General features: G+C 49.6%; 17 protein-coding genes. All 17 read left to right on the top strand.

Annotation, left to right across the window (positions count from 1 at the left end):
- Positions 1-29: 29 nt before the first annotated feature.
- The 17 genes from SCACP_RS19430 to hemB all read left to right on the top strand — a co-directional run bounded on the left by SCACP_RS19430 (position 30) and on the right by hemB (position 22,399).
- Entirely contained in the window at positions 30-1,049 is a 1,020-nt protein-coding gene (locus SCACP_RS19430; RefSeq protein ID WP_425059138.1) for an ABC transporter substrate-binding protein, read from the top strand.
- A 154-nt stretch (positions 1,050-1,203) separates the two neighbouring features.
- On the top strand, positions 1,204-2,007 hold the full coding sequence (locus SCACP_RS19425) for an ABC transporter permease (protein ID WP_425059137.1): 804 nt from the start codon (positions 1,204-1,206) through the stop codon (positions 2,005-2,007).
- A 1-nt stretch (position 2,008) separates the two neighbouring features.
- On the top strand, positions 2,009-2,806 hold the full coding sequence (locus SCACP_RS19420; protein WP_425059136.1) for an ABC transporter ATP-binding protein: 798 nt from the start codon (positions 2,009-2,011) through the stop codon (positions 2,804-2,806).
- A gap of 20 nt (positions 2,807-2,826) precedes the next feature.
- Entirely contained in the window at positions 2,827-3,999 is a 1,173-nt protein-coding gene (locus SCACP_RS19415; RefSeq protein WP_425059135.1) for a pyridoxal phosphate-dependent aminotransferase, read from the top strand.
- 141 nt (positions 4,000-4,140) lie between these two features.
- Entirely contained in the window at positions 4,141-6,825 is a 2,685-nt protein-coding gene (locus SCACP_RS19410; protein WP_425059134.1) for a chemotaxis protein CheW, read from the top strand.
- A 46-nt stretch (positions 6,826-6,871) separates the two neighbouring features.
- Complete coding sequence (locus SCACP_RS19405; protein ID WP_425059133.1) at positions 6,872-9,178, top strand: methyl-accepting chemotaxis protein; 2,307 nt, start codon at positions 6,872-6,874, stop codon at positions 9,176-9,178.
- 2 nt (positions 9,179-9,180) lie between these two features.
- A complete protein-coding gene (locus SCACP_RS19400) occupies positions 9,181-10,776 on the top strand; it encodes a sensor domain-containing diguanylate cyclase (RefSeq protein WP_425059132.1) in 1,596 nt (531 codons plus the stop codon).
- Between the two features lie 17 nt (positions 10,777-10,793).
- Positions 10,794-11,588, top strand: coding sequence for a response regulator (locus SCACP_RS19395; protein ID WP_425059131.1), 795 nt, complete (start codon positions 10,794-10,796; stop codon positions 11,586-11,588).
- Positions 11,589-11,734: 146 nt separating this feature from the next.
- Positions 11,735-12,838 (top strand): glycosyl hydrolase family 18 protein, encoded by a 1,104-nt coding sequence (locus SCACP_RS19390; protein WP_425059130.1) that lies wholly within the window; start codon positions 11,735-11,737, stop codon positions 12,836-12,838.
- A gap of 117 nt (positions 12,839-12,955) precedes the next feature.
- Complete coding sequence (locus SCACP_RS19385) at positions 12,956-13,255, top strand: MTH1187 family thiamine-binding protein (RefSeq protein ID WP_425059129.1); 300 nt, start codon at positions 12,956-12,958, stop codon at positions 13,253-13,255.
- 206 nt (positions 13,256-13,461) lie between these two features.
- The gene (locus SCACP_RS19380; RefSeq protein WP_425059128.1) at positions 13,462-14,847 is read left to right on the top strand and encodes an LCP family protein; all 1,386 of its coding nucleotides are present in this window, start codon (positions 13,462-13,464) and stop codon (positions 14,845-14,847) included.
- Between the two features lie 229 nt (positions 14,848-15,076).
- Positions 15,077-16,891 carry a penicillin-binding protein 2 gene (gene mrdA, locus SCACP_RS19375; RefSeq protein ID WP_425059127.1) on the top strand — a complete coding sequence of 605 codons (1,815 nt, stop codon included), beginning with the start codon at positions 15,077-15,079 and terminating at the stop codon, positions 16,889-16,891.
- Between the two features lie 154 nt (positions 16,892-17,045).
- Positions 17,046-17,690, top strand: a complete 645-nt coding sequence (locus SCACP_RS19370) for a precorrin-2 dehydrogenase/sirohydrochlorin ferrochelatase family protein (RefSeq protein ID WP_425059126.1) — start codon at positions 17,046-17,048, stop codon at positions 17,688-17,690.
- Positions 17,659-19,008: a glutamyl-tRNA reductase gene (hemA, locus tag SCACP_RS19365; protein WP_425059125.1), complete on the top strand. Its 1,350-nt coding sequence runs from the start codon at positions 17,659-17,661 to the stop codon at positions 19,006-19,008. Before SCACP_RS19370 ends, hemA begins: the two co-directional genes overlap by 32 nt.
- Positions 18,971-19,909, top strand: coding sequence for a hydroxymethylbilane synthase (hemC, locus tag SCACP_RS19360; protein WP_425059124.1), 939 nt, complete (start codon positions 18,971-18,973; stop codon positions 19,907-19,909). Before hemA ends, hemC begins: the two co-directional genes overlap by 38 nt.
- 1 nt (position 19,910) lies before the next feature.
- Positions 19,911-21,431, top strand: coding sequence for a uroporphyrinogen-III C-methyltransferase (gene cobA / locus SCACP_RS19355; protein WP_425059123.1), 1,521 nt, complete (start codon positions 19,911-19,913; stop codon positions 21,429-21,431).
- Positions 21,432-21,433: 2 nt separating this feature from the next.
- Positions 21,434-22,399, top strand: coding sequence for a porphobilinogen synthase (hemB, locus tag SCACP_RS19350; RefSeq protein ID WP_425059122.1), 966 nt, complete (start codon positions 21,434-21,436; stop codon positions 22,397-22,399).
- Position 22,400: the final 1 nt, after the last annotated feature.

The raw sequence follows: 22,400 nt of genomic DNA, 5'->3' as shown, positions 1-22,400 counted from the left end.
TAATATTTATTATTTGCGGAGGGGATTTTATGCAAAGGAAACTGGTAGCGCTGCTACTCTTGGCAGCAATGCTGGCTATTGTTGTTGCCGGCTGTGGCGCCAATAAACCCGCACAACAGGCAGCGTCTCAGCCAGCCGAGAAGAAACCTATTATTATTGCCTATACTCCTTGGACTGGTTATGGCGCTTTGTTTGTCGCTAAAGAAAAAGGCATGTTTAAAAACAAGGGTGTCGATGTTGAACTGCAGGCCATTGAAGGGGTTGGCGACCGCAAGCAGGCGTTGGTAGCCGGTAAAATTCAGGCTATGGCTGCTTCGCTGGACGTGTCGGTATCTGCTGCCGGCGAAGGGGTGCCGATGAAATTTGTTTGGGCGTTTGATGCTTCTAACGGTGCGGACGGCATAATTGTTAAAAAAGGCAAAGGCATTGAAAAAATAGCTGACCTTAAGGGCAAGGAAGTAGCGTTCCACCGTGGTTCGGCTTCCCACTTCCTCTTGTCCACCCTGCTGGAGAAAAACGGACTGAGTGACAGTGACATCAAAGCGGTTGACATGAAAGCCAGTGAAGCCGCTTCGGCATTTATGGCCGGTAAAGTTGACGCTGCTGTTACCTGGGAACCGCATTTGGGTAAAGCAGTGGCTGCCGGTGACAGCATTCTGGCTACCACTAAAGACACTCCGGGCCTGATTGCCGACGTATTGGCTTTCCGGGAAGACATGGTTAAAAACAACCCGGACACCGTCCAGGCAGTTGTTGCCGCGCTGGCCGAAGCGACTGACTATATGAATAAAAATCCTGAAGAAACCAGCAAGATTCTTGCCGATGCTTTCAAGATGAAACCTGAAGAAGTGGCTGCCGACATCAAAACCGTTAAATTCTATGACTTGAAAGACAATCTTCAATTCTACGGTACCAAAGAAAACCCCGGCCCCATTTTTGATGTTGGCAAACGGGCAGGCGATTTTTATGTAAAGCTCAAGCTATTATCTCAGGCGCCTGACTTGAATAAGTTCATTGACAATACTTTTATCACTAAAGTTAAGCAATAAAAAGAGACTTGGCCGCTCTTAACTCCCGCTTGTATAGGCAGGAGTCTTAGAGCGGCTTGGTCATCGGATAAATGTGCCGATAAAGAGGCCGAGTTAGAGGCGGCATTGCTTCTGTTCGGCCTCTTTAAGTTTAAATTAAGGTTAAGGAGGGTGCATGATGGTCAAGTGCAAACTTTTAACACCTAAAGCTGAAATTGCCGCGCCGCTGTACTTTGCTTTAAGCGCATTGACCTTTGTTTTGTTGGCAGTCGTTTGGTCGGCGCTAACTTACAGCGACCTTATTCCGCCCATGTTTTTGCCGCCACCGGACAAGGTTGTCAAAGACGGTGTATTGCTATTTTCCCATTTTAATTTGGTTGATGATATTGTAGCGAGTGTCATACGTGTTACTATCGGTTTTTTGCTGGCAGCCGTCATCGCCGTGCCACTGGGCATCATGATGGGCAGCTTGAAAGTATGTGAGGCGCTTGTCGAACCGCTGTTAAGCTTTATCCGCTATATGCCTGCTTCAGCATTCATACCGCTGTTTATTCTGTGGCTGGGTATTGGCGAGAGTGAGAAAATTGCCGTTATTTTTTTCGGCACCTTTTTCCCGCTGGCACTTATGATTATGGATGTAACCAAAAACGTGCCCCATGACCTTATTGATACGGCCTATACCCTTGGGGTGTCGCGCGCGGGAGTATTCCGCCGGATTATTCTGCCTGCCAGTATGCCCGGGATTGTCGATACGCTGAGAATTGCTTTCGGCTGGGCGTGGACTTATCTGGTAGTAGCCGAGATCGTCGCTGCCGGCTCAGGGCTGGGGTATATGATCATGCAATCGCAGCGGTTTTTAAAAACGGGAAATATTATTGTCGGCATTATTGTCATTGGTGTCATCGGCATTATTATTGATGTGGTGTTTAAATGGCTATACGCCAGAATGTTCCCGTGGATGGGCAAAGGAGGACGGTAGCATGACAAGTTCGGTGCGAGATAAATTAATCATTGACGGCGTTAGCAAAGTATTTACCGGTAAAGAGCGTCAGGTTACCGCTTTGGCTGAAGCCAGTTTTACCGTCAAACCCAGCGAGTTTGTTACCATTCTGGGACCGTCCGGCTGCGGGAAATCGACCATCTTAAAAATTGTTGCCGGTCTGGAAGCCCCGACATCCGGCCGGGTGCTCCTGGATGGCCGCGAGATAGCCGGACCGGGGCGTGACCGGGGGATGGTTTTTCAGACCTATACGCTGTTTCCCTGGCTGACAGTGCGGGAAAACATTGAATTTGGCCTGGATGTTGCCGGTAAGGATGAAGCCGCCCGTAAAGAAGTGTCAGACCATTATATCGAAAAAATTGGTCTAAAAGGTTTTGAAAATTTTTTCCCCCGCGATTTGTCGGGCGGTATGAAACAACGGGTAGCCATTGCCCGCGCATTGGCCAACGATCCGGAAGTACTGCTTATGGACGAGCCGTTTGGCGCATTGGATGCCCAGACCAGGACAGTCATGCAGGAACTGCTGTTGGATGTATGGGATGAATCACACAAGACAATCCTCTTTGTCACTCATGATGTCGATGAGGCTGTGTTTATCGGTGATACTATTTATGTCATGACTGCCCGGCCCGGTCGGATTAAAGCCAGAATCGAAGTGACACTGCCTGATCAGCGCACCTTTGACTTAAAACTTAGTGACGACTTTATGCGGATTAAACGCGAAGTTATGGGGCTCATCCGGGAAGAGGCCTGGAAGGCCGCCAATACTAATACGTAACGCGCGGGAGGAAATGAGTAATGAAGAGTTTGTCCCAAATTACCGAAACTTTTTCTGAATCAGTCATTCGTGAAATGACCAGAATTTGCGATGAAGTGGGGGGTTACAACCTATCCCAGGGGTTTCCCGACTTTGCAAGTCCTAAACCGATCCAAGAAGCAGCCATATGGGCGATAACTTCAGGCTATAACCAGTACCCGGTTACTTTTGGTGAGCCTGAACTTAGAGAAGCCATCAGCCGCAAAGTGCGTACCTATAACAACATTGAATGTGATCCCAGGACTGATATCACCGTAACCTGCGGCGCTACCGAAGCGATGATTGCCACATTGAAGGCATTGATTAACCCCGGGGACGAAATCATCATTTTTGAACCGTTTTATGAAAACTATGGCCCTGACTCAATTTTGTCAGGGGCTACGCCACGCTATGTGACACTGTACGGACCTGATTGGCATTATTCGTATGAGGAACTGGCAGCGGCTTTTAATGAAAAAACCAAAGCCATCATTATCAATACGCCTAATAACCCCACAGGTAAAGTGTTTACCCGAAAAGAACTCACTGAGATTGCCGAGTTGTGCATTAAATGGGACACCTATGCTGTGGCGGATGAAATATATGAACATATTCTTTATGACGGCGCTGAGCATGTTTCGATTGCTTCGCTGCCCGGCATGGCTGAGCGCACGGTAACGATTAACTCCATTTCCAAGACTTACTCGGTAACCGGGTGGCGGGTAGGCTGGGCCATTGCCGCTCCTCACATCACCCAGCGCATCCGCAAAGTACATGACTTTTTTACGGTAGGTGCACCGACTCCCTTCCAACACGCTGCCGCCAAAGCCATGACCTTTGGCCCCGAGTATTACGATGAACTGAAAAGCCATTATGCCGAGTACCGCGATTTTATTCTGGGGGCTCTCCGTGAAGCCGGGTTTACATGTGAAATGCCCAAAGGCGCATACTATGTGCTGACCGATGCATCGGCGATTATGGAACGTCTTGGCATTACTGATGATACTGCTTTTAGCCGCAAGCTAATTGAACTCACCGGTGTTGCCACAGTACCGGGTTCATCGTTTTATGCTGAAAAGTCTAAAGGCAACCGTCAAGTCCGGTTCTGTTTCTGCAAAAAATGGGAGACATTGCGCAGTGTTGCCCACGCGCTGACCACCAAGCTGCCAAAATGACCTGATATAGTTTATTATAAATGGGTTGAACCAAAAAGTTTTTTTGGATTCAGCCTTTTTATTTTGCAATTAATAAAGGATTTTGGATAATGGTGTCAAATTTGACTTTCGTAACTGTGTGTTCCGGGAGGTATACCGGCAGTGAATGACGATAAACTGTTTAATGATTTTGTTCAAGAAGCACAGAATTATGTTGCCGATATGGAAGCTTGCCTGCTGGCCCTCGAGCAGAAAAACGATCAGGACGAAGTAGTTAACCGCTTGTTCCGGGCAGTACATACCATCAAAGGCACAGCCGCTTTTTTCGATTTGCTTAGCATCGTGGAACTGACTCACACCCTGGAAAACCTGCTGGATCAAATACGTAACCGGGAGCTGACGGTTACGCCGGCACTTGTCGATATGCTGCTTGATGTGCTTGACGTGTTAAAACAAATGGTAAATCAGCCGGAATTAAGTCCTAACCTTGATATCAGCGGCGCTCTAACGAAGATTAGGGCTTTTCTTGTTTCACCTGAGCCAATACCGCAGGAGGCTGCTGATGTTTGGGAGATGTGGGACCAGTTAGTGTCTGAAGTACCGCCTGAACCATTAGTCTCTACACCGGCTGCTGATTTTTCCCCGCCGGTTATGATTCCCCCAAAAGGCGAAGACTCGATACCACCGGTTGTGCCCGGTTCCGGGGGCGCGCAGTTGGTTAAAGAAGAACGGCGAAATATAAAAGTAGCAGAAGAAAGCATCCGGGTTGGGGTAGGACTGTTGAATGATCTATTGAATATTGCCGGCGAACTGGTGCTAAGCCGTAACCAGTTGTTGAAAATCGTTGAAGCCGGCGGCCGTGAGCTACCTAATCTGGAGTTGGTTGCCCGTAATATTGACTTTATGACTACGCGGCTGCAGGAACGGATTATGCAAGCCCGCATGCAGCCAGTGTCACACATATTTAGCAAGATGCCGAGAATTGTGCGGGATCTGGGACGGAAAACCGGCAAAGAGATCGATTTGTCGGTCGTAGGGGAAAATGTCGAACTTGATAAATCGATCATGGAGGGCCTGCTTGATCCGCTGACCCATTTAGTGCGTAATGCCATTGACCACGGTCTTGAACCTGCTGAAGAACGGCGGCATTTGGGCAAACCATTGGCTGGACGGTTGGTGCTTAAAGCCTACCATGAAGCAGGCCGCGTAATTATTGATGTGTCTGACGACGGCCGGGGTATTGACAGCGAGAAAGTAGTCCGTAAGGCGGTGCAGCAGCGGATTATTGAGCCTGATCTCATCGGGCTGTTGGACAATCAGCAGATACTGGCATTGTTGTTTCATCCAGGATTTTCCACTGCTGAGAAAGTCAGTGATATTTCCGGGCGGGGCGTTGGTCTTGATGTGGTAAAAACCAGTGTAGAAAAGTTAGGCGGTAAAATTGAGATTATTACCGAGCCGGGGGCAGGGACGACTTTCCGGTTGGTTATGCCGCTGACACTGGCCATTATTGCCACCATAATCGTTCAATCAGCCGGCCAATTATTTGCGTTGCCACAGGCCAATCTCAAGGAATTTGTTTTAGTGCAGCCAGGGGAAAGCCGTACTACCGTAGAGTTTGTCCGGGAACATCCGGCACTTTATTTACGGAACGAACTGCTACCCATCGTCCGGCTGTCACGGGTTGTTGGCTTGGAAGAGACCGGCCGGTTCCCGGATACTGAATACTTCCGTCAGACTGACCGCAACTATTCATTTTTGGTGATAAAAAGCGGTTACCGCCGGTTTGCGTTAGAAGTAGACCGGATTTTAGACAGTGAGGAAATATTGGTAAAGCCGTTGCCTCATGGACTTGCAGGGTGTGACTGGTATTTAGGCGCTACAGTGCTTGGGGATGGGCGGATTGCCATGATTCTGGATACTGAAAACCTGCGGACTAAAGCCGGAATTATTTCAATTGAAGAAGAATTCTCCCAGTATCGCAGTGAGGCCCTGGCAACGGAAAGAGCCAAACAGATGTCAGACGGCCGGCGGTTGCTCTTGTTCCGCTGTTCCGGCGGCGAAACGCTGGGTTTAGACTTGGGGATGGTTGCCAGGATTGAAGAGATTGAGCCCCGGCTTATTGAGGATATTGGCGGATATGAGTATATCAATTTTCGCGGCAAGTCACTCAGAGTAATCAGGCCGGAAGAGTATCTGCCGGTTAAAAATATTGACCAAGAGAGCCATAGTTTGTATCTCATCATTCCCCGTTGGGTCAAACAGCCTGTTACTTTGGTTGCGCATGAAATTATTGATGTAATTCAGACGAACGCTGTTTTGGATACTGGCGTTATTCAGGGGACCGGAATTATCGGTTCGCTCATTGTTGAGGGCCGGATTGTTTTATTAGTTAACATATACGAACTTTTGGAACTTGCCGTACCGGCTGCACGTCAAGCGGAAACAGGCAGAACAGCTCTCCGGCGCAAAGTACAAGTGCTTTTGGTTGAAGATACGCCATTTTTTGCCAAAAAGATAAAAGGCTACCTGGAGTGGGCGGGATATGAGGTGCTGCTTGCCGGGAATGGCCGCGAAGCGCTCAAAATTTTAGATAGTCAGCCGGTAGACATTGTTGTGAGTGACATTGAAATGCCGGTAATGAACGGGCTGGAATTGGTCCGCACCATCCGCAGTGAAGAAAAACTACGGCATTTGCCGGTAGTTGCCCTGACGTCGTTAAGCCGCCCGGACCAAAAGGAACGAGGACTTAGGGCAGGATTTGATTTATATGAAATTAAGCTGGACCGTAATTCGTTACTTGAGAATATAGCCATATTGCTCAGAGGCAAATCTACGGTTTTATGATACGACTACGCCGGTTACAGTTTTTTTGCAAAGAGGGGTTATAAATATGTCCAGGTTCAACAGTATTAATTTTAAGCTAACGGCTACAGTTTTATTGGTAATTACTGTTTCACTGGCAGCTTTAGCGGTAAGTGCCTACATTTCAGCCCGCGACATTATTGTCAGCAATATCAACAAGCAGCTTCAGGATAGCGCAGATAACACTGCGGAAGACTTGGCGTTATGGCTGGATATGAAGAAAGGAGAAGTAGCGGCGATAGCCGCATCGCCCATTGTGGCCAAAGGTGGTCGCGACGAGATGATTTCCTATATTGCCGCTGAGGCCAAGCGCCTGAATGGTTATGAAATTCTTTTGATAGGCGATGATAAAGGTGATTATTTTACCAGTACCAATCAGACGGCCAATAACAATGACCGGGACTACTTCAAGGCAGTTATGGCCAGCGGTGAGGCCTATGTCTCCGACCCGCTGTTGGCTCGTACCGCCAAAAAAAATGCAATTATTGTCGCCGCTCCCATCCAGCAGGGCGGGAGGACCACCGGTCTGACCGGCGGCCTTGTGCTTCTGGAAAATTTGGAAAAACGGCTCAAAATGGGAAACGGGATTAAAGGCGCCTATGCCTTTCTGGTTCAGGCCAATGGGTTGATTATTACTCATCCCGAGCCTGGCTATATTATGAAGAAAAATATATTGTCTGACGTAGGTATGGACGAACAGACTAAAACGGCTTTCCGGGAAGCAGCTCAAGGCCGGGTTGCCACCAGTAAATACGTTAGCCTGTACAGTAACAGAGAAGAGTTTATCGCGTTTGCACCGGTCAGGGGTACTAATCAGTGGGTAGTGGCAGTCACTGCTCCGGTGGACGAAACAATGGGCCTGCTAGGACATCTTGGCAAAATATTTACTGTGGCTACTTTAATTCTTTTGCTTGGTTCAGTTGTTGTGCTCCGCTACTCAGTGCAGCGGATGGTAACAAAACCGCTGAAGAATTTGGAGCAGTTGATAGTAAAGGTGGAAAACGGCGATTTTTCTGCTCGCGCCGAGGTCACGTCACAGGATGAACTAGGTATGCTTACAAGAGCGGTAAACCAATCGGTGGCCCGGGTCAGCGATATGATGGGACAAATTAACGCTGTAGGCAGCGAGTTGCATCAAGCGGTATTTGTACTGCAGGAAATATCGGCAGGACTGGCGGCAAACAGCGCCGCTACCAGTAACCGCGCTGAAATTACCAGCGGCGCGGTAGAAGAAATATTGGCTAAAATCAATGACGCCAACCGTTCGACCGATGAAACCGAAACCTATATTACCAATATTGCCGCCGCAGTTCAGGAAATGGCGGCTACAACTACTAATTTAGCCATGGTGGCGCAAAAAGTAGCTGATGAAGTTAACTATGTAAGTAAAGTCATTGATGGCATTTACACCAATACCAACCATGTTTCGCTGTCAGCGGCCGATATGTCGGCTAGTGTTGAAAATGTGATTGAGTCGGTGCATGGCATAAATGACTCGCTGGGAGAAGTAAAGAACAAGTGTGAACGGTCGATGCAGATTACGCAGGAGGCCAAAGAATTTGCCGGTGAAACCTACCGGATTATCAGTCAGTTAAGCGAATCTTCCAAGAAGATTAATAAGATTGTCAATATCATTAGCAATATCGCCGGACAGACCAATATGCTGGCGCTTAATGCCACCATTGAGGCGGCCAGCGCCGGCGAAGCAGGCAAGGGATTTGCCGTAGTCGCCGGCGAGGTAAAAGAGTTGTCCCGGCGTACCGCTAAGGCTACTGATGAAATCGGTCAACAACTTGAAGATATGCAGACCAACATGAATAGTGCTGTCCAGGCTGTGGAAAAAATTGCGCAAGTAATTTTTGAAATAACCGATATTACCGGCAACATTGGCCATGCTGTATCTATCCAGTCGGAAACGCTTAATGCGATTTCGGGAGAGGCGAAAGCTGCAGGTCAAAAGGTAAATGCTATTGTCCAGGATATTGTCACTGTAAACGATAGTTGCCGTTCGGCCGCTCAAAGCGCCGCCGGTGCGGCTGACGGAGTGGCCAATATTGCCCGCTCTACCGGCGAAATGTCCGGGGCGACTCATTCAGTTGCCGGCAACGCCGAACGCGCCTCAACCATGATGGCAACGGTGGTCGAGACCAACCGGGAAATACTGGCCAGCTCTAATGAAATAGCGGCCAGCGCTGCTGAAGTCAGCCAAGCTTCAATAAATACGGCCGCCCAAGCTAACGAAACCAAGAAATCGGCAGAAAGTCTGGCTGGTATGGCAACACGCTTAGACCGTTTGCTGAAACAGTTCAGATTTGCGCAGCGAAACGGGGAGTAGCAGTGGCTAATAGTAACGATGATTTATGTATTAAAAATTTTTTGGCAGGTTTATTTTCCGGGGCCGCCGAGGGAATCGTGGTAATGAGCAACTGTCAAGTGATATATACCAATCAGGCTGCCGGGCAATGGAAAAGTTGGATTGCCGAACGGCAAGGCTGGCTGGAAGAGCAGGCTGCGGCGTGTCAACAGGATGGCGAAGAAAAAACGGTAATCTTTCCTCCGGGGATTTTGAACAAGAGACAGTTGAAAGTTTCGTGCCGGCCGGTATCGTTACCCGGTTTTTCCGGAGTAACCCTGATTACTTTAGCAGATATTGAAGCTGAACAACAGTTGACGGTCGAACTTCAGTCCTGCCAGGCCAAGCTTGACGGTTTAATTAACAATCCTAATGACTTTATCTGGGCAATAGACAGCAACTATCGGTTAACGGTAATTAATGATAATTTTCGGAATACCTACCGGCAAACCTATCAGGTAGATTTGGTACTTGGCAGCAGTGTGCTGGAGATCGTTCATCCTCACCTTTCCGGTCAATGGCGGGGTTTATATACCCGTGCTCTGAACGGTGAGCGCATTGTCGAGCAGCATGTAATGGAAGAAGAAGGTAAGCAACGTTTCTTTGACGTATTCCTGCACCCGATCAAGCAGGAAAATGTAATAACCGGGGCAGCCGTTTTCGTGCGGGATATTACTGCCAGGCGGCAAATTGAGCGCCGGGTGTATCAGTTAAGCCAAATGTATGAAATGATTATCGAAAATGCTAATGTTTGGATTACTGTACAAAACTGTGACGGGCAGTTTGTCGTATGGAATCAAGGTGCTGAAGCCATTAGTGGCTATTTACAGGAGGAGGCGGCCGGAAACAGTCAAACAATGGCATGGCTGTACCCTGATGACAATTACCGCCGGTATGTTGAGCGGCAGGTGGCCGACGTAATCAATGGCGAGGACCGGGATAACTTGTACATTTCAATTCGGACTAAGAGCGGAGAGCAGCGTATTCTGGCTGTTAACATCCGGCGGATTGTGGATGAGGACGGCAAGTGTGACGGAGTGTATCAAATCGCTTTTGATATCACCGACCGCCACCAGCGGGAAGAAGAGCTTAAGTCCTATGCCAACACCGATTCGCTTACCGGGGTTTTAAACAGACGGGCCGGTCTGGAAGCGTTTCGCCACATCTTGCATGAATCAGGTAAGAGTAACCAGCCGCTATGTGTGTGTTACACCGACATGAACGGACTAAAAAATATTAATGATACTTATGGTCATCAGGAGGGCGATGCCGCTATCGTCCTATTGGCAGACACGATTAAAGAAACAATCCGTAAATCTGATATAATCTGCCGTTTAGGCGGCGATGAGTTTTTGGTGGTTTTACGCGGCTGCAGTGCGGTAGCCGCTGAGAGAATACGGGAAGACATTTTAACCCGTCTTGCCCAATATAGCCGGATGCAAAGTAAACCGTACGTATTATCGGCAAGTATCGGTATTTGTGAGTATATACCCCGGCGGGACGGAAAAATGCGCGCCGAAGAACTGTTGGCTCAAGCTGACCGGGAAATGTATCAGGTTAAGTGGGCCGGGCGCGGATAAACAAAGGCGGAGGGTAAATGGCAAAAATTTTAATTGTTGATGATTCGCTTATTATGCGTCGCAGCATGGCCGGCATTTTGCAACAAGCCGGACATGATGTGGCAGCTGAAGCCGACAATGGCGCCATTGCTTGCGAATTGTATCTTAAGTGTAAGCCGGACTTGGTCACTATGGATTTGGCCATGCCTGATATGGACGGGATGGAAGCAATGCGGCGCATTGTAGCTGCCGATCCAGGGGCAAGGATCATCGTGATCAGCGCTTTTGACGATAAGGAAAAAATACTGCAGGCTATTAGGAGCGGGGCCAGCCATTTTATTATTAAGCCGGTTACCTATGATAAGGTTGTTAAAGTAATAAAGACTGTTATGGAAACAGACCTTTCTCTGGAACAGCGGCTCATGATGGCCGAGCGCTTGCAGGCCGGGGAAACCGGTCCGGCTCCGGCGTTTCCGGTAGGTCCGGCGCTCCGGGAAACGCCCTCATATGTACTTGAAGATAAGCATGGTAAATTCATTCATATTATTGTCAAAAGCGGTATGGATGCGGCGCAGGCCGAGCACTTGGCCACTGATATTGAAGATTGTCTGTTTACCGGACACCGCCGGTTTTTGTTTGACTTTGGCAGCCTTGAGCACTTACCGGCTGACGCTTTGGCTCAGATATGCCTGTCAGTCGCCAGTATTCAGGCTGAAGAAGGTCAAGTGCGGGCTATGGCCGAATCAAGCGAATTTATCCGGCTTGTACAAAATGATGCCAATGCGAAAGCGTCAGGTCTGGCCAATGTCATCCGGCTGGTAGGCGGTCGATGAATTCGGCGCTATAAACGCTATAAATTACAAAATTAAACTTAAACAACCAGCAAGGAAACGTTTGATTTCCAGGCATAAGAACTGTCAGCCGGCCAATACTAAGGTTGATTGAATTCAATTAATAGTAAACGGAAAGGGTGACAGTTTTGCGCGTAACTATTCGCTACAAAGTCATTGCAAGTGTTGTACTCATGTTGTTTGTTATTGCCGCATTAGCCGCCGGCGGCTGCAGCAAAAGTCCCGCTCCCAAGCCGCTGCCCGGTGATCCGGCCGGGCAAAAGGCAGCGCCCGGTGCCCCCGGCAATGTTGTCATGCCGCCGCGCATGGTTATTGGTTACTACGAAAATCCCTGGCCTGGCACGCCTGACCAAACAGGTTCTTTCCCCAGTATGAAAGCTCATGCCAAGAGTATGTCGGCCGTCGGGCCTTTCTGGTACAAAGCAACCAAAGACGGTACCCTTGAAGCCAGGGACAGCCAGCTGGTATATGATACCGCCCGGCAGCTTGGCCTCAAGATGTACCCGCTGGTCACCAACAAGACCGGCGCTACTGATGCCGTTCTCGGTGACCCTGGCGTGCGCAGCAAAGTGACTGACAGTATTGTCAAACTGGTGCAAGAGAAGGGGTATGACGGGATCAACATTGACTTTGAACTCTTGCCGCCTAAACACAAAGATAATTTGACAGCGTTTATGGCTGAACTGTATCCTAAAATGAAAGCCATTAACAAGCTTGTCATTATATCAGTATTTCCTCAAGTTGATGTTGCTGAGGACGTGTCTGGCGCTTATGACTATCCCCAGTTGGCGAAAAACAGCGACTTTCTGCAAATAATGACTTATGACAAGCATTGGGCTACTTCTGAGCCTGGTCCAATTGCACCTATTGACTGGTATGAGAAAAATATAAAATATGCCATTGAACAGAGCGGCGGCCCGCATAAGGTCATCATAGGCGTTGGCGCTTACGGTTATGATTGGGTAGGTAAAGAAGGCGAAACAATCACATATGCTGACGCTATCGTCCGGGCTGAGCAAAATGGCGCTAAAATAAACTATGATGACAAAGCGCAAGCTCCGTGGTTTAAATATAAAGATCATGAAGTATGGTTTGAAAATAATAAAAGCACGGCTGCTAAACTGGACATAGTAGCGAAATACAATCCGGCCGGGATTGCCATCTGGCGGCTTGGTCAGGAACAGCCGGAGATCTGGGCAACTATTGACCAAAAGTTCCCTAGGGGCCAATAAATTTTTAACGCTGTTGGATATTTATTGTTACTGCCGCTTGCATGCGGCAGGTTTTTTTTGTAAAAGCGCGAATGTATACTTTTAAAAACACAATTACTGGAAACAGGAGGGGATTACATGGCTATTGTTGAAGTCACCATCGCGCCGTTGGGAACCGGCTCGCCGAGCGTTAGCCAGTATGTAGCCGGTTGCCATAAAGTACTTGCGCAGGCTAAAGACCTAAAATATCAGTTGACGCCTATGTCAACAATTATCGAAGGTAATCTTGAACGCATTATGGAGGTTATCCGCCAAATGCACGAGACACCGTTTGCTGCCGGGGCGCAGCGGGTATCAACCAGTATCAAGATTGACGACCGGCGGGACAAAGAACTTACTATGGCCGGCAAGATTAAAGCAGTAACAGACAAACTATAATCGACAGGCAGGAGGACAGCGTTATGGAAAAAACTACGGTAACAGTGGAAGGAATGAGCTTAAACTTTCTTATCGGATAAAAAAAATTCTTGACCGTTAGTGTGGAAATTTGCTATACTTCAAGACAAGCCCCCGGCGACTGGGGGCTTGTCTTGTTGTATCTTACCAGATTATGTAGTAAAAAGACGAAGAAAGGGTGATTGTGTATGACATCACGCCTGGAAAAACGGTTTGCTGACCAGCGCAAAACCCGGCGAAATCGGTTTTTACTTATACTAATGTGCCTGCTGTTATTTATTACTGTGGCAGGCGCCACCTATTACTGGGCAACCGGCGGCACATTTCAAAAAGCACGGCGAGCCGCTGCTGATGCAACAGGGTTGCCCCATAAAGTCAACATTCTGGTTCTGGGTGTTGACGAGCGCAGTGATGATGTGGGCCGGTCAGATACTATGTTTGTGGTTACCGTTGATACCTCGACCAAACAGGTATCACTCCTGTCAATACCCCGTGATACCAGGGTGAAAATTCCCGGTCATGGCTGGGATAAAATCAATCATGCTTATGCTGAGGGCGGTCACAGTCTATCACAGCGCGCGGTTGAGGATTTGCTGGGCATTCCTATGGATTATTACGCCATTATAAATTTTGCTGCGTTTAACAAAATTGTCGATGCCGTGGGCGGCGTGACGATTGATGTTGAAAAACGCATGTACTATGAAGACCCGTATGACAATCTGCTGATCGACCTGAAGCCAGGCGTACAAAAACTGGACGGCCGGACAGCCATCCAATATGTGCGTTACCGTGACGAAGAAGGCGATATTGGCCGGATTAAACGCCAGCAACAGTTTATTAAAGCCATGCTTAAAGAAGTTACCAGTCCGTTTATCCTGCCACGGCTACCTGGTATCATCCGGGAGGTTAATTCGGCGGTTAAAACTGATATGACAACCGCCGAGATGCTTAACTTGGCGAAACTGCTCAATGATGCTGCCAAGGCTGGGTTGAAAGTTGAGACTGTTCCCGGAAAACCGGCATATATTTCCGATATCAGCTATTGGCTGCCTGATATAACCGCGCTGAGAAATTATGTGGCTTTGACCCAGGGTATGACGGTCAATGATAAATTTGTCTCAGCGGCGCGTACGCTGGCTACGCAGTATGAGCGGTCTATTCCCCAAGAAATGAAAATTGTTGACGTGCCTAAAAAACCGGCAGCAACAGATAAGCCGGCTGCTGTAACCGATCCTAAAGCCCCCGAAAAACCTAAACCTGCGGAAACTCCTAAGACTTCCGAACCCAAACCGCCGGAGCCTGTAAGCAAGCTTAAGGTTGAGATCGTCAATGCCAGCGGTGTTCCTGAGGCCGGGGACAAAATGGCGGCAACGCTTCGCAGTCAGGGTTATACTGTTATCAGTATCGCCGGCATGAGCGCCGCCAACAAAAATACGGTGGTCATCGCCAATAGTAGTGAAGCAAGCGCTAAATTAACCGGGCTGCCGTTCAACTATGTTTTGCAAGTAAACAAAGACGACAGTAGAGCGAATCTAGTAAAAGTCATTATTGGCAAGGACTATGTCAGTGAATAATGAGTAAGATTTTATAGTCTGTCTTTCTGCTTTTGGTGGAAGGACAGGCTATTTTTTTTCTATATAGTATCCAATAAAGATGTACAGGCGTGTTGTTAGTATAAGCGTAAGTCAAGCGCCAGCGGTGGAGCGTTACTAACAACACGCCTAGAAAAAAATCTTTATTGGATTTCATATAGTTTGGGATACTAAATTAGTAAATTTGTTATTCAGGAAAAGAGGCCAGCCTATGTGGGACGAAAAAAGCCGCCGCATACAAATATTAGCCGTCATTGTGGTTAGTGTCATCTTGGCACTCATCCTGCGACTGGTATGGATGCAACTGTTCCAGGGGACTCAATATAAAAAAATCGCCGACCAGAACCGGATCAGGCAAATTATCGCCCAAGCGCCGCGCGGTACAATGTACGACAAAAACGGTGCGGTAATAGTAAGCAATCGGCCGAGTTTTGCCGTATCCATAATCCCGAATGATTACACCAATCCCGGTGAAGCCACACCACTGTTGGCCAATATTACCGGTATACCGGCTCAGGAAATTGAAAAACTGTTGAAAGACAGTGAGGATTTTCCCTATACACCTGTCCGTATCAAGCGGGATGTTGACGCTGCCACCATAGCCAAAATTGAAGAACGTCAAGATTATCTGCCAGGGGTGATCATTGAAGCCATTCCTGTTCGACATTATGTCTACAATCAGTTGGCTGCGCACATTTTGGGGTATGTCGGCAATATCAGTGAAGAGGAGTATGCCTTGCGTAAAAGTAAAGGCTATCATCCTAACGATCTGGTGGGCAAAGATGGTCTGGAGCGTGAGTGGGAGGATGTCTTGCGTGGTATAGACGGCGGCCGGCAACTTGAAGTCAATGCTGTCGGCGAAGAAGTGCGTCCGTTAGGGGACCGTCCGGCTATTCCCGGCCGGGGCCTTGTCCTGACACTTGACGCCAATTTACAGAAAGCGGCAGAGGAAGCGTTGGCCTACCAAGTTGATGCCAGCCGTAAAATCGGTGAGCCGGCCAAGGGCGGTGCAGTTGTTGTGCTTGATGTCAAAAACGGCGGTGTATTGGCTATGGTTAGCAACCCAGCCTTTGACCCCAATATTTTCGCAAGCGGTATTACCAGCCAGGACTGGAATCAGCTCATTAACAACCCGGACAATCCCTTAAATAACCGCGCCATTCAAAATGCCTATCCGCCCGGATCAGTATTTAAAATTGTCACAGCTTCTGCGGCGCTTGAAATGAATGTAACTACACCGCAAGAAATATTTGACGACCGGGGAGTATATGTTTTAAACGGCTGGAGCTTTTACGGCTGGGAAACTAAAGGTCTGGGCAAATTGACAATCGTTGATGGCCTGGCATGGTCAAGCGATCCGGTGTTTTATGAACTTGGCCGCCGCCTGGGGGCCGACAATCTGGCAGCCTATGCGCTGACTTTCGGCTTGGGGCAGGCAACAGGCATTAAGCTGGCCGGCGAAGCAACAGGCATTGTACCGTCAACTGAATGGAAACTGGCCACCTACGGTGAAGAGTGGTATCCCGGTGAAACGCTGATCGCCGCCATTGGCCAGGGTTACTACCTGGTGACTCCGCTGCAGCAGGCTATGCTGGTTATGGCAGTGGCTAACGGCGGCATCGTTTACAAGCCTATGCTGGTTGATAAAGTGGTGACGTCTGAAGGCAGTCTTATCGAGAAATACCAGCCGGAGGTGTTAAGGACAATTTATCTCCGGCCCGAGGTGTGGGGAACCGTTCGTAATGGTATGATCGCTGTTACTACACGGGGTACGGGGGCGACGGTATTTAAGGGCTTCCCGAAAACGGTGGCCGGTAAGTCAGGCTCGGCCGAAACAGGGCGCGGCACTACTCACTCGTGGTTTGCTTGTTATGCTCCTGCCGAAAACCCGGAGATTGCCGTAGCCGCACTTGTCGAAGATGGGGGCGAAGGCTCAATGGCGGCTGCACCGGTAGTCCGCCGGGTGCTGGAAGCCTATTTTGGTATACCAAGCAAACCATTACCCCCTGGCCCTAAAGCCGATTGAGGCAAGAGAGAATTTTCTATTTATGGGTTATGGGCCAGGTTTTCAACCTGGTCTTATATTATTTTATCTGCAATAAAAAGGAAAATTACCATTTGGCCGCGAAATATGTTAAGATGTTTGTGGTATAATAACTCATTCCAGGACGTGAATTTTTATGGAATTGTACCCAATCAACCTCAAACTGGCCGGACGGCGCTGCGCGGTGGTCGGCGGCGGGGCGGTGGCTGAGCGTAAAGTACGGACAATGCTGGCAGCCGGAGCCCGGGTGCATGTGTTTAGCCCGATGCTGACACCGGGGCTCAGCAGGGTGTACAAGGATGGACGTTTGCACTGGACACCACGGGCTTATCAGCCAGGTGATTTACATAATTTCTTTATCGTGATATGCGCCACTGATCAAGCCGAGGTCAATCGCCAGGCGGCGGCTGAAGCCAGGTCAGCCGGGGCGCTTGTTAATCTTGCCGATTCGCCCGAATTGTCCGATTTCCATGTGCCGGCCCAAATTACGCGCGGCGATTTGCTTATCACGGTAGCGACCGGCGGTGGCAGCCCGGCCTTGGCCCGAAGACTTAAAGAAGATATTGCCGCACGCTACGGGCCGGAATACGGCGAGTATCTGGCGCTTGTCGCTAAAGTGCGGGCCGACATGAAGAACCGCTTGGCTACTGCCCGAGAGCGGGAAGGCTTTTGGCGGGAAACCATTGACCCTGATGTGCTTAATTTGCTCAAAAACGGCAAATTTACCGAAGCAGAGGAGAGAATACGACATGCAGCTTGTTGTGCTGGGTCTGAATCATAGAACGGCCCCGGTGGAAGTCCGGGAATGTTTTTCTTTTTCGGAAGAGCAGATTAACGCAGCTTATAAGCGCCTCCACGAATATGACGATATACGGGAATGTGTTATTTTGTCCACCTGTAACCGGACCGAGATGTACGCTGTTGTTGAAGATGCTGATGATGCCCTGACGGTAATGCAGGAGTTTCTCGACCATATGGCACCCGGTGTGCTGGCCGAGACCAGCTATGACTACTTGTTTTATTTTCAGGAAGAAGAATGTATCCGCCACTTGTTTAGAGTAAGTGCCAGCCTTGATTCACTGGTACTGGGCGAAGGGCAGATTCTCAGTCAGGTAAAGACAGCCTATGCCATAGCCCGTACGGCCGGCACGACGAGCACCGTGCTTAACACGTTATTTAACCGTGCCATTGCTGTCGGAAAAAAGGTGCGGACTCACACACGCATTGCCTATAATGCCGTGTCGGTAAGTTATGCGGCTGTTGAACTGGCCAAAAAAGTTTTGGGCGATTTGTCGGCGTCAAACGTGCTCGTGCTGGGGGCCGGCGAGATGAGTGAGCTTACCGCCCGCCACCTGGTAGCCAGCGGTGTTAAAACCGTGTTTGTCTCCAACCGTAACTATGACCGGGCGCTTGCCCTGGCAAACAAGTTCCGGGGTGTGGCTGTGCCGTTTGAAGATTTTATGAAATCGGCGGTTGACGCTGATATCGTCATTACCTCGACCGGCGCGCCTCATTACATTATCCGTGCCTGGGATGTTGCCCATTTAATGCCCAAGCGGCAGGGGCGTCCCATCTTTTTCATTGATATTGCCGTACCGCGTGATATTGAACCTGAAGTCGGAGCTATTGCCGGCGTAACGCTTTATAATATTGACGATTTAGAAGCTGTTGTTGAGTCCAATTTGCGCGAGCGGGAACAAGAGGCCAAAGTAGCCGAGAAGCTGATTGACGAAGAAATGGCCGGTATTGTCGAGCGGTTCCGCTATCTGTCTTACCGGCCGACTTTGGCGCGCCTGACAGACAAAGCTGAGCGCATCCGCCGGCGGGAAGTCAAGCGGGCGCTGGCCAAGCTGCCGGAAATCACTGCTGATGAGCGCCGGATCCTTGAAAATATGTCGAAAATGATTGTGCGAAAATTGCTGCGCGATCCTATTGTCAGGCTGAATGAAGCGGCTGGAACTGACAAAGAGTATTTTTATCAAGATGCCATTCGCAAGCTGTTTAAGCTTGATATTACTCTGGAAATGACGCGGGAAGACCAATTAAGAGAGGAAAAAGATTGTGAAGCAAAAACTTGTCATCGGTACGCGCGGCAGTAAACTGGCCTTGTGGCAGGCCGATCATGTGGCCGCATGTCTCAGGCGGCACTACCCCTCTGTGGCAATAGAACTTAAAAATATGGTTACTACAGGGGATAAAATTCTTGATGTGCCCTTGGCTAAAATCGGCGGCAAGGGCCTGTTTACAAAAGAGTTGGAAGTGGCCATGCTGAGCGGTGAAATTGACTTGGCGGTACATAGCTTAAAGGATATGCCCGCCGAATTGCCGGACGGCCTGATACTGGCGGCAGTGACTGAGCGGGTTGATCCCGGTGATGCTTTGATCAGTCCGCAGTACAAAACACTTGATAAACTGCCGGCCGGCGCCCGCGTAGGAACTTCCAGCCTCAGGCGCAGAGCGCAGCTGTTACATGCGCGCCCCGACCTTACGATTGTTGATTTACGCGGTAATCTTGATACCAGGCTGAAAAAGCTGACAACAGAAAACTTGGATGCCATTATGCTGGCTACGGCCGGACTGAAGCGACTGGGATGGGATAAACATATTACTCAGATATTGCCTCAGGCCATCTGTTTACCGGCTGTCGGTCAGGGGGCACTCGCCATTGAGGCCCGGGCCAATGATGCCGAGACCCTAAGCATGCTGGCGTTTTTGAACCATGAGCCTACCTACCGGGCTACCTTGGCCGAGCGGTCGTTTTTGGCTGAAGTTGAAGGCGGTTGCCAGATACCTATCGGCGTGTATGCCCAGATTGACACCGAGGACGGTCAGTTAAAGATGACTGCTGTCATCATGTCGCCTGACGGTCAGAAAGCTGTTCGTGACAGCATTCAGGGCGATCCGGCCCAGGCTGTCGCATTAGGGCACACGCTGGCGGGACGCATGCTGGATCATGGCGGGCGTGAAATATTGGCAAAGCTTTTTACACAGGAGGATTAGTATGGGAACAGGAATGGTCTACTTAGTCGGCGCCGGTCCTGGTGATTACGGATTAATTAGCGCAAAAGCCATAACATGTATAAGCCAGGCAGATATCATTGTGTATGACCGGCTGGCTGATGATCGCCTTTTGCGTCACGCCCGGACAGATGTTGAACTTATCTATGTCGGCAAAGCCTCAAGCGAGCATACGATGCGCCAGGAGGACATTAACCAGCTGCTTGTCGACAAAGCCCAGGAAAACAAAATTGTTGTCCGTCTCAAAGGCGGCGACCCGTTTGTATTTGGGCGCGGCGGTGAAGAAGCGCTTAAACTTGTTGAAAATAATATTCCGTTTGAGGTAGTGCCAGGCATTACTTCGGCGATCTCAGTACCGGCCTATGCCGGTATTCCGGTTACTCACCGGGGTATTGCCGCTTCATTTGCTGTTATTACCGGGCATGAGGACCCCGCCAAAGCTGAATCTACTATTAAATGGGATAAGCTGGCCACAGCCGTCGATACGCTGGTATTTTTGATGGGGGTTGAGAACTTGCCATACATAACCGGCAAGTTGATCGAGCACGGCCGTCCGGCCGATACTCCGGCCGCTGTCATCCGCTGGGGCACCAAGCCTGAACAGCAAGTATTGGTCACTACCGTCGGCCAAGCGGCGCAGGACGTGGCGGCCAAAGGTTTGAAGCCGCCGGCTATCTTCATCGTCGGTCATGTTGTCACATTACGGGATAAGCTGGCCTGGTTTGACACCAAGCCTCTATTCGGTAAGAAAATCCTGGTTACCCGGGCCCGTGAACAGGCCAGTGCGCTCATTGACGGCCTGTCCAAGCTGGGGGCTCACTGTATTGAGGCCCCGTCTATTAAAATTGTGCCGCCGGAAAGCTACACACTTATCGATGCGGCCATTGCCAAGTTAAAAGAATACCAGTGGCTGATATTCACCAGTGTTAACGGTGTTGACCATTTCTTTGGCCGTTTAGCTGCCGTCGGGCTTGATACCCGAGCCATCTCCGCCAAAATTGCCGCCATTGGCGTACCGACCGCCGCCCGGCTGAAAAATCACGGCATCATTGCTGATATTGTTCCGGTTGAATTTAGAGCCGAAGGCATCGTTGAGGTACTTGGACCATATATAACTTCCGGTATGAAGGTGCTTATTCCGCGTGCTTTGGTAGCCCGCGATATTTTGCCGGAAAAATTAACCGAAATGGGCGCTGTTGTTGACGTTGTTCCGGCGTACCGTACGGTAACAGGCGATATTGACAGACAGGAACTGGCCGCCAAACTGTCTGAGGGAGCTATTGACCTTGTTACCTTTACCAGCTCGTCGACTGTCAGTAACCTTCTAAATCTGCTGGGGGAAAACGGTGCTCAACTTGTTGCCAAAGCCAAGGTAGCCTGTATCGGGCCGATTACGGCCGAAACTTGCTCGGATCATGGCATTAAGCCTGATGTAATTGCCGAGGAATATACCATCAAAGGCTTAATCGAAGCAATTACAGCTTTATATGACAGGGAGGAATAAACATGTCCTTAGTCTACCGGCCACGGCGGCTTAGAGCCTCTGCCGGCATCCGCACCATGGTGCGGGAGACGGCGGTTACTGCCGCCAATCTGGTTTATCCTTTGTTCGTCGTACCTGGTGCCCATGTAAAAAAAGAAATCTCTTCACTGCCAGGTAACTACCATTTGTCAACCGATATGGCGGTTGAGGCGGCACGGGAGGTTGAAGCTGCCGGTATTCCTGCCGTACTGGTGTTTGGCTTGCCTGATTACAAGGACGAACAGGGCAGCAGTGCCTGGGATATGAAGAGTCCGGTGCAGCAGGCCATTGCTGCTATAAAAAAAGCGCTGCCTAACCTTGTGGTAATTAGTGACGTCTGCCTGTGCCAGTATACCAGCCACGGCCATTGCGGCCTGCTTAAAGGCAGCGGGGTTGACAATGATGCATCGTTGCCGCTTTTAGCCGAGGTGGCGCTGAGTCATGCCAAAGCCGGAGCCGATATGGTCGCTCCGTCGGACATGATGGACGGCAGGGTGGCGGCCATCCGCGACATGCTGGACCGGACAGGGTTTAGTAATATCAGTATTATGTCCTATGCCGCCAAGTATGCCTCCGCCTACTACGGACCTTTTCGCGACGCCGCTCATTCAGCGCCGCAGTTTGGCGACCGCCGGGCTTATCAGATGGATCCGGCTAACGCCCGCGAGGCGCTTAAAGAAGTTGCGCTTGATGTTGAGGAAGGGGCTGACATTGTTATCGTTAAGCCGGCGCTGGCTTATCTTGATATTGTCCGCCAAGTTAAAGACGAATTCTTGTTACCGGTAGCTGTCTATAATGTAAGTGGTGAATATGCTATGGTCAAGGCCGCCGCTGCGCAGGGGCTGATTGATGAGCCGCGGGTAGTGATGGAGACGTTGACCAGCATGAAACGCGCCGGGGCCGATATTATTATCACCTATCACGCGCTTGACGCCGTAAAGTGGTTATAAG

This window comes from Sporomusaceae bacterium ACPt (genome assembly GCA_041428575.1).
Lineage (GTDB): Bacteria > Bacillota > Negativicutes > Sporomusales > Sporomusaceae > Sporomusa_D > Sporomusa_D carbonis.
The sequence above is the reverse complement of the archived record's forward strand: the minus strand, read 5'-3'. Positions and strand labels throughout refer to the sequence as shown.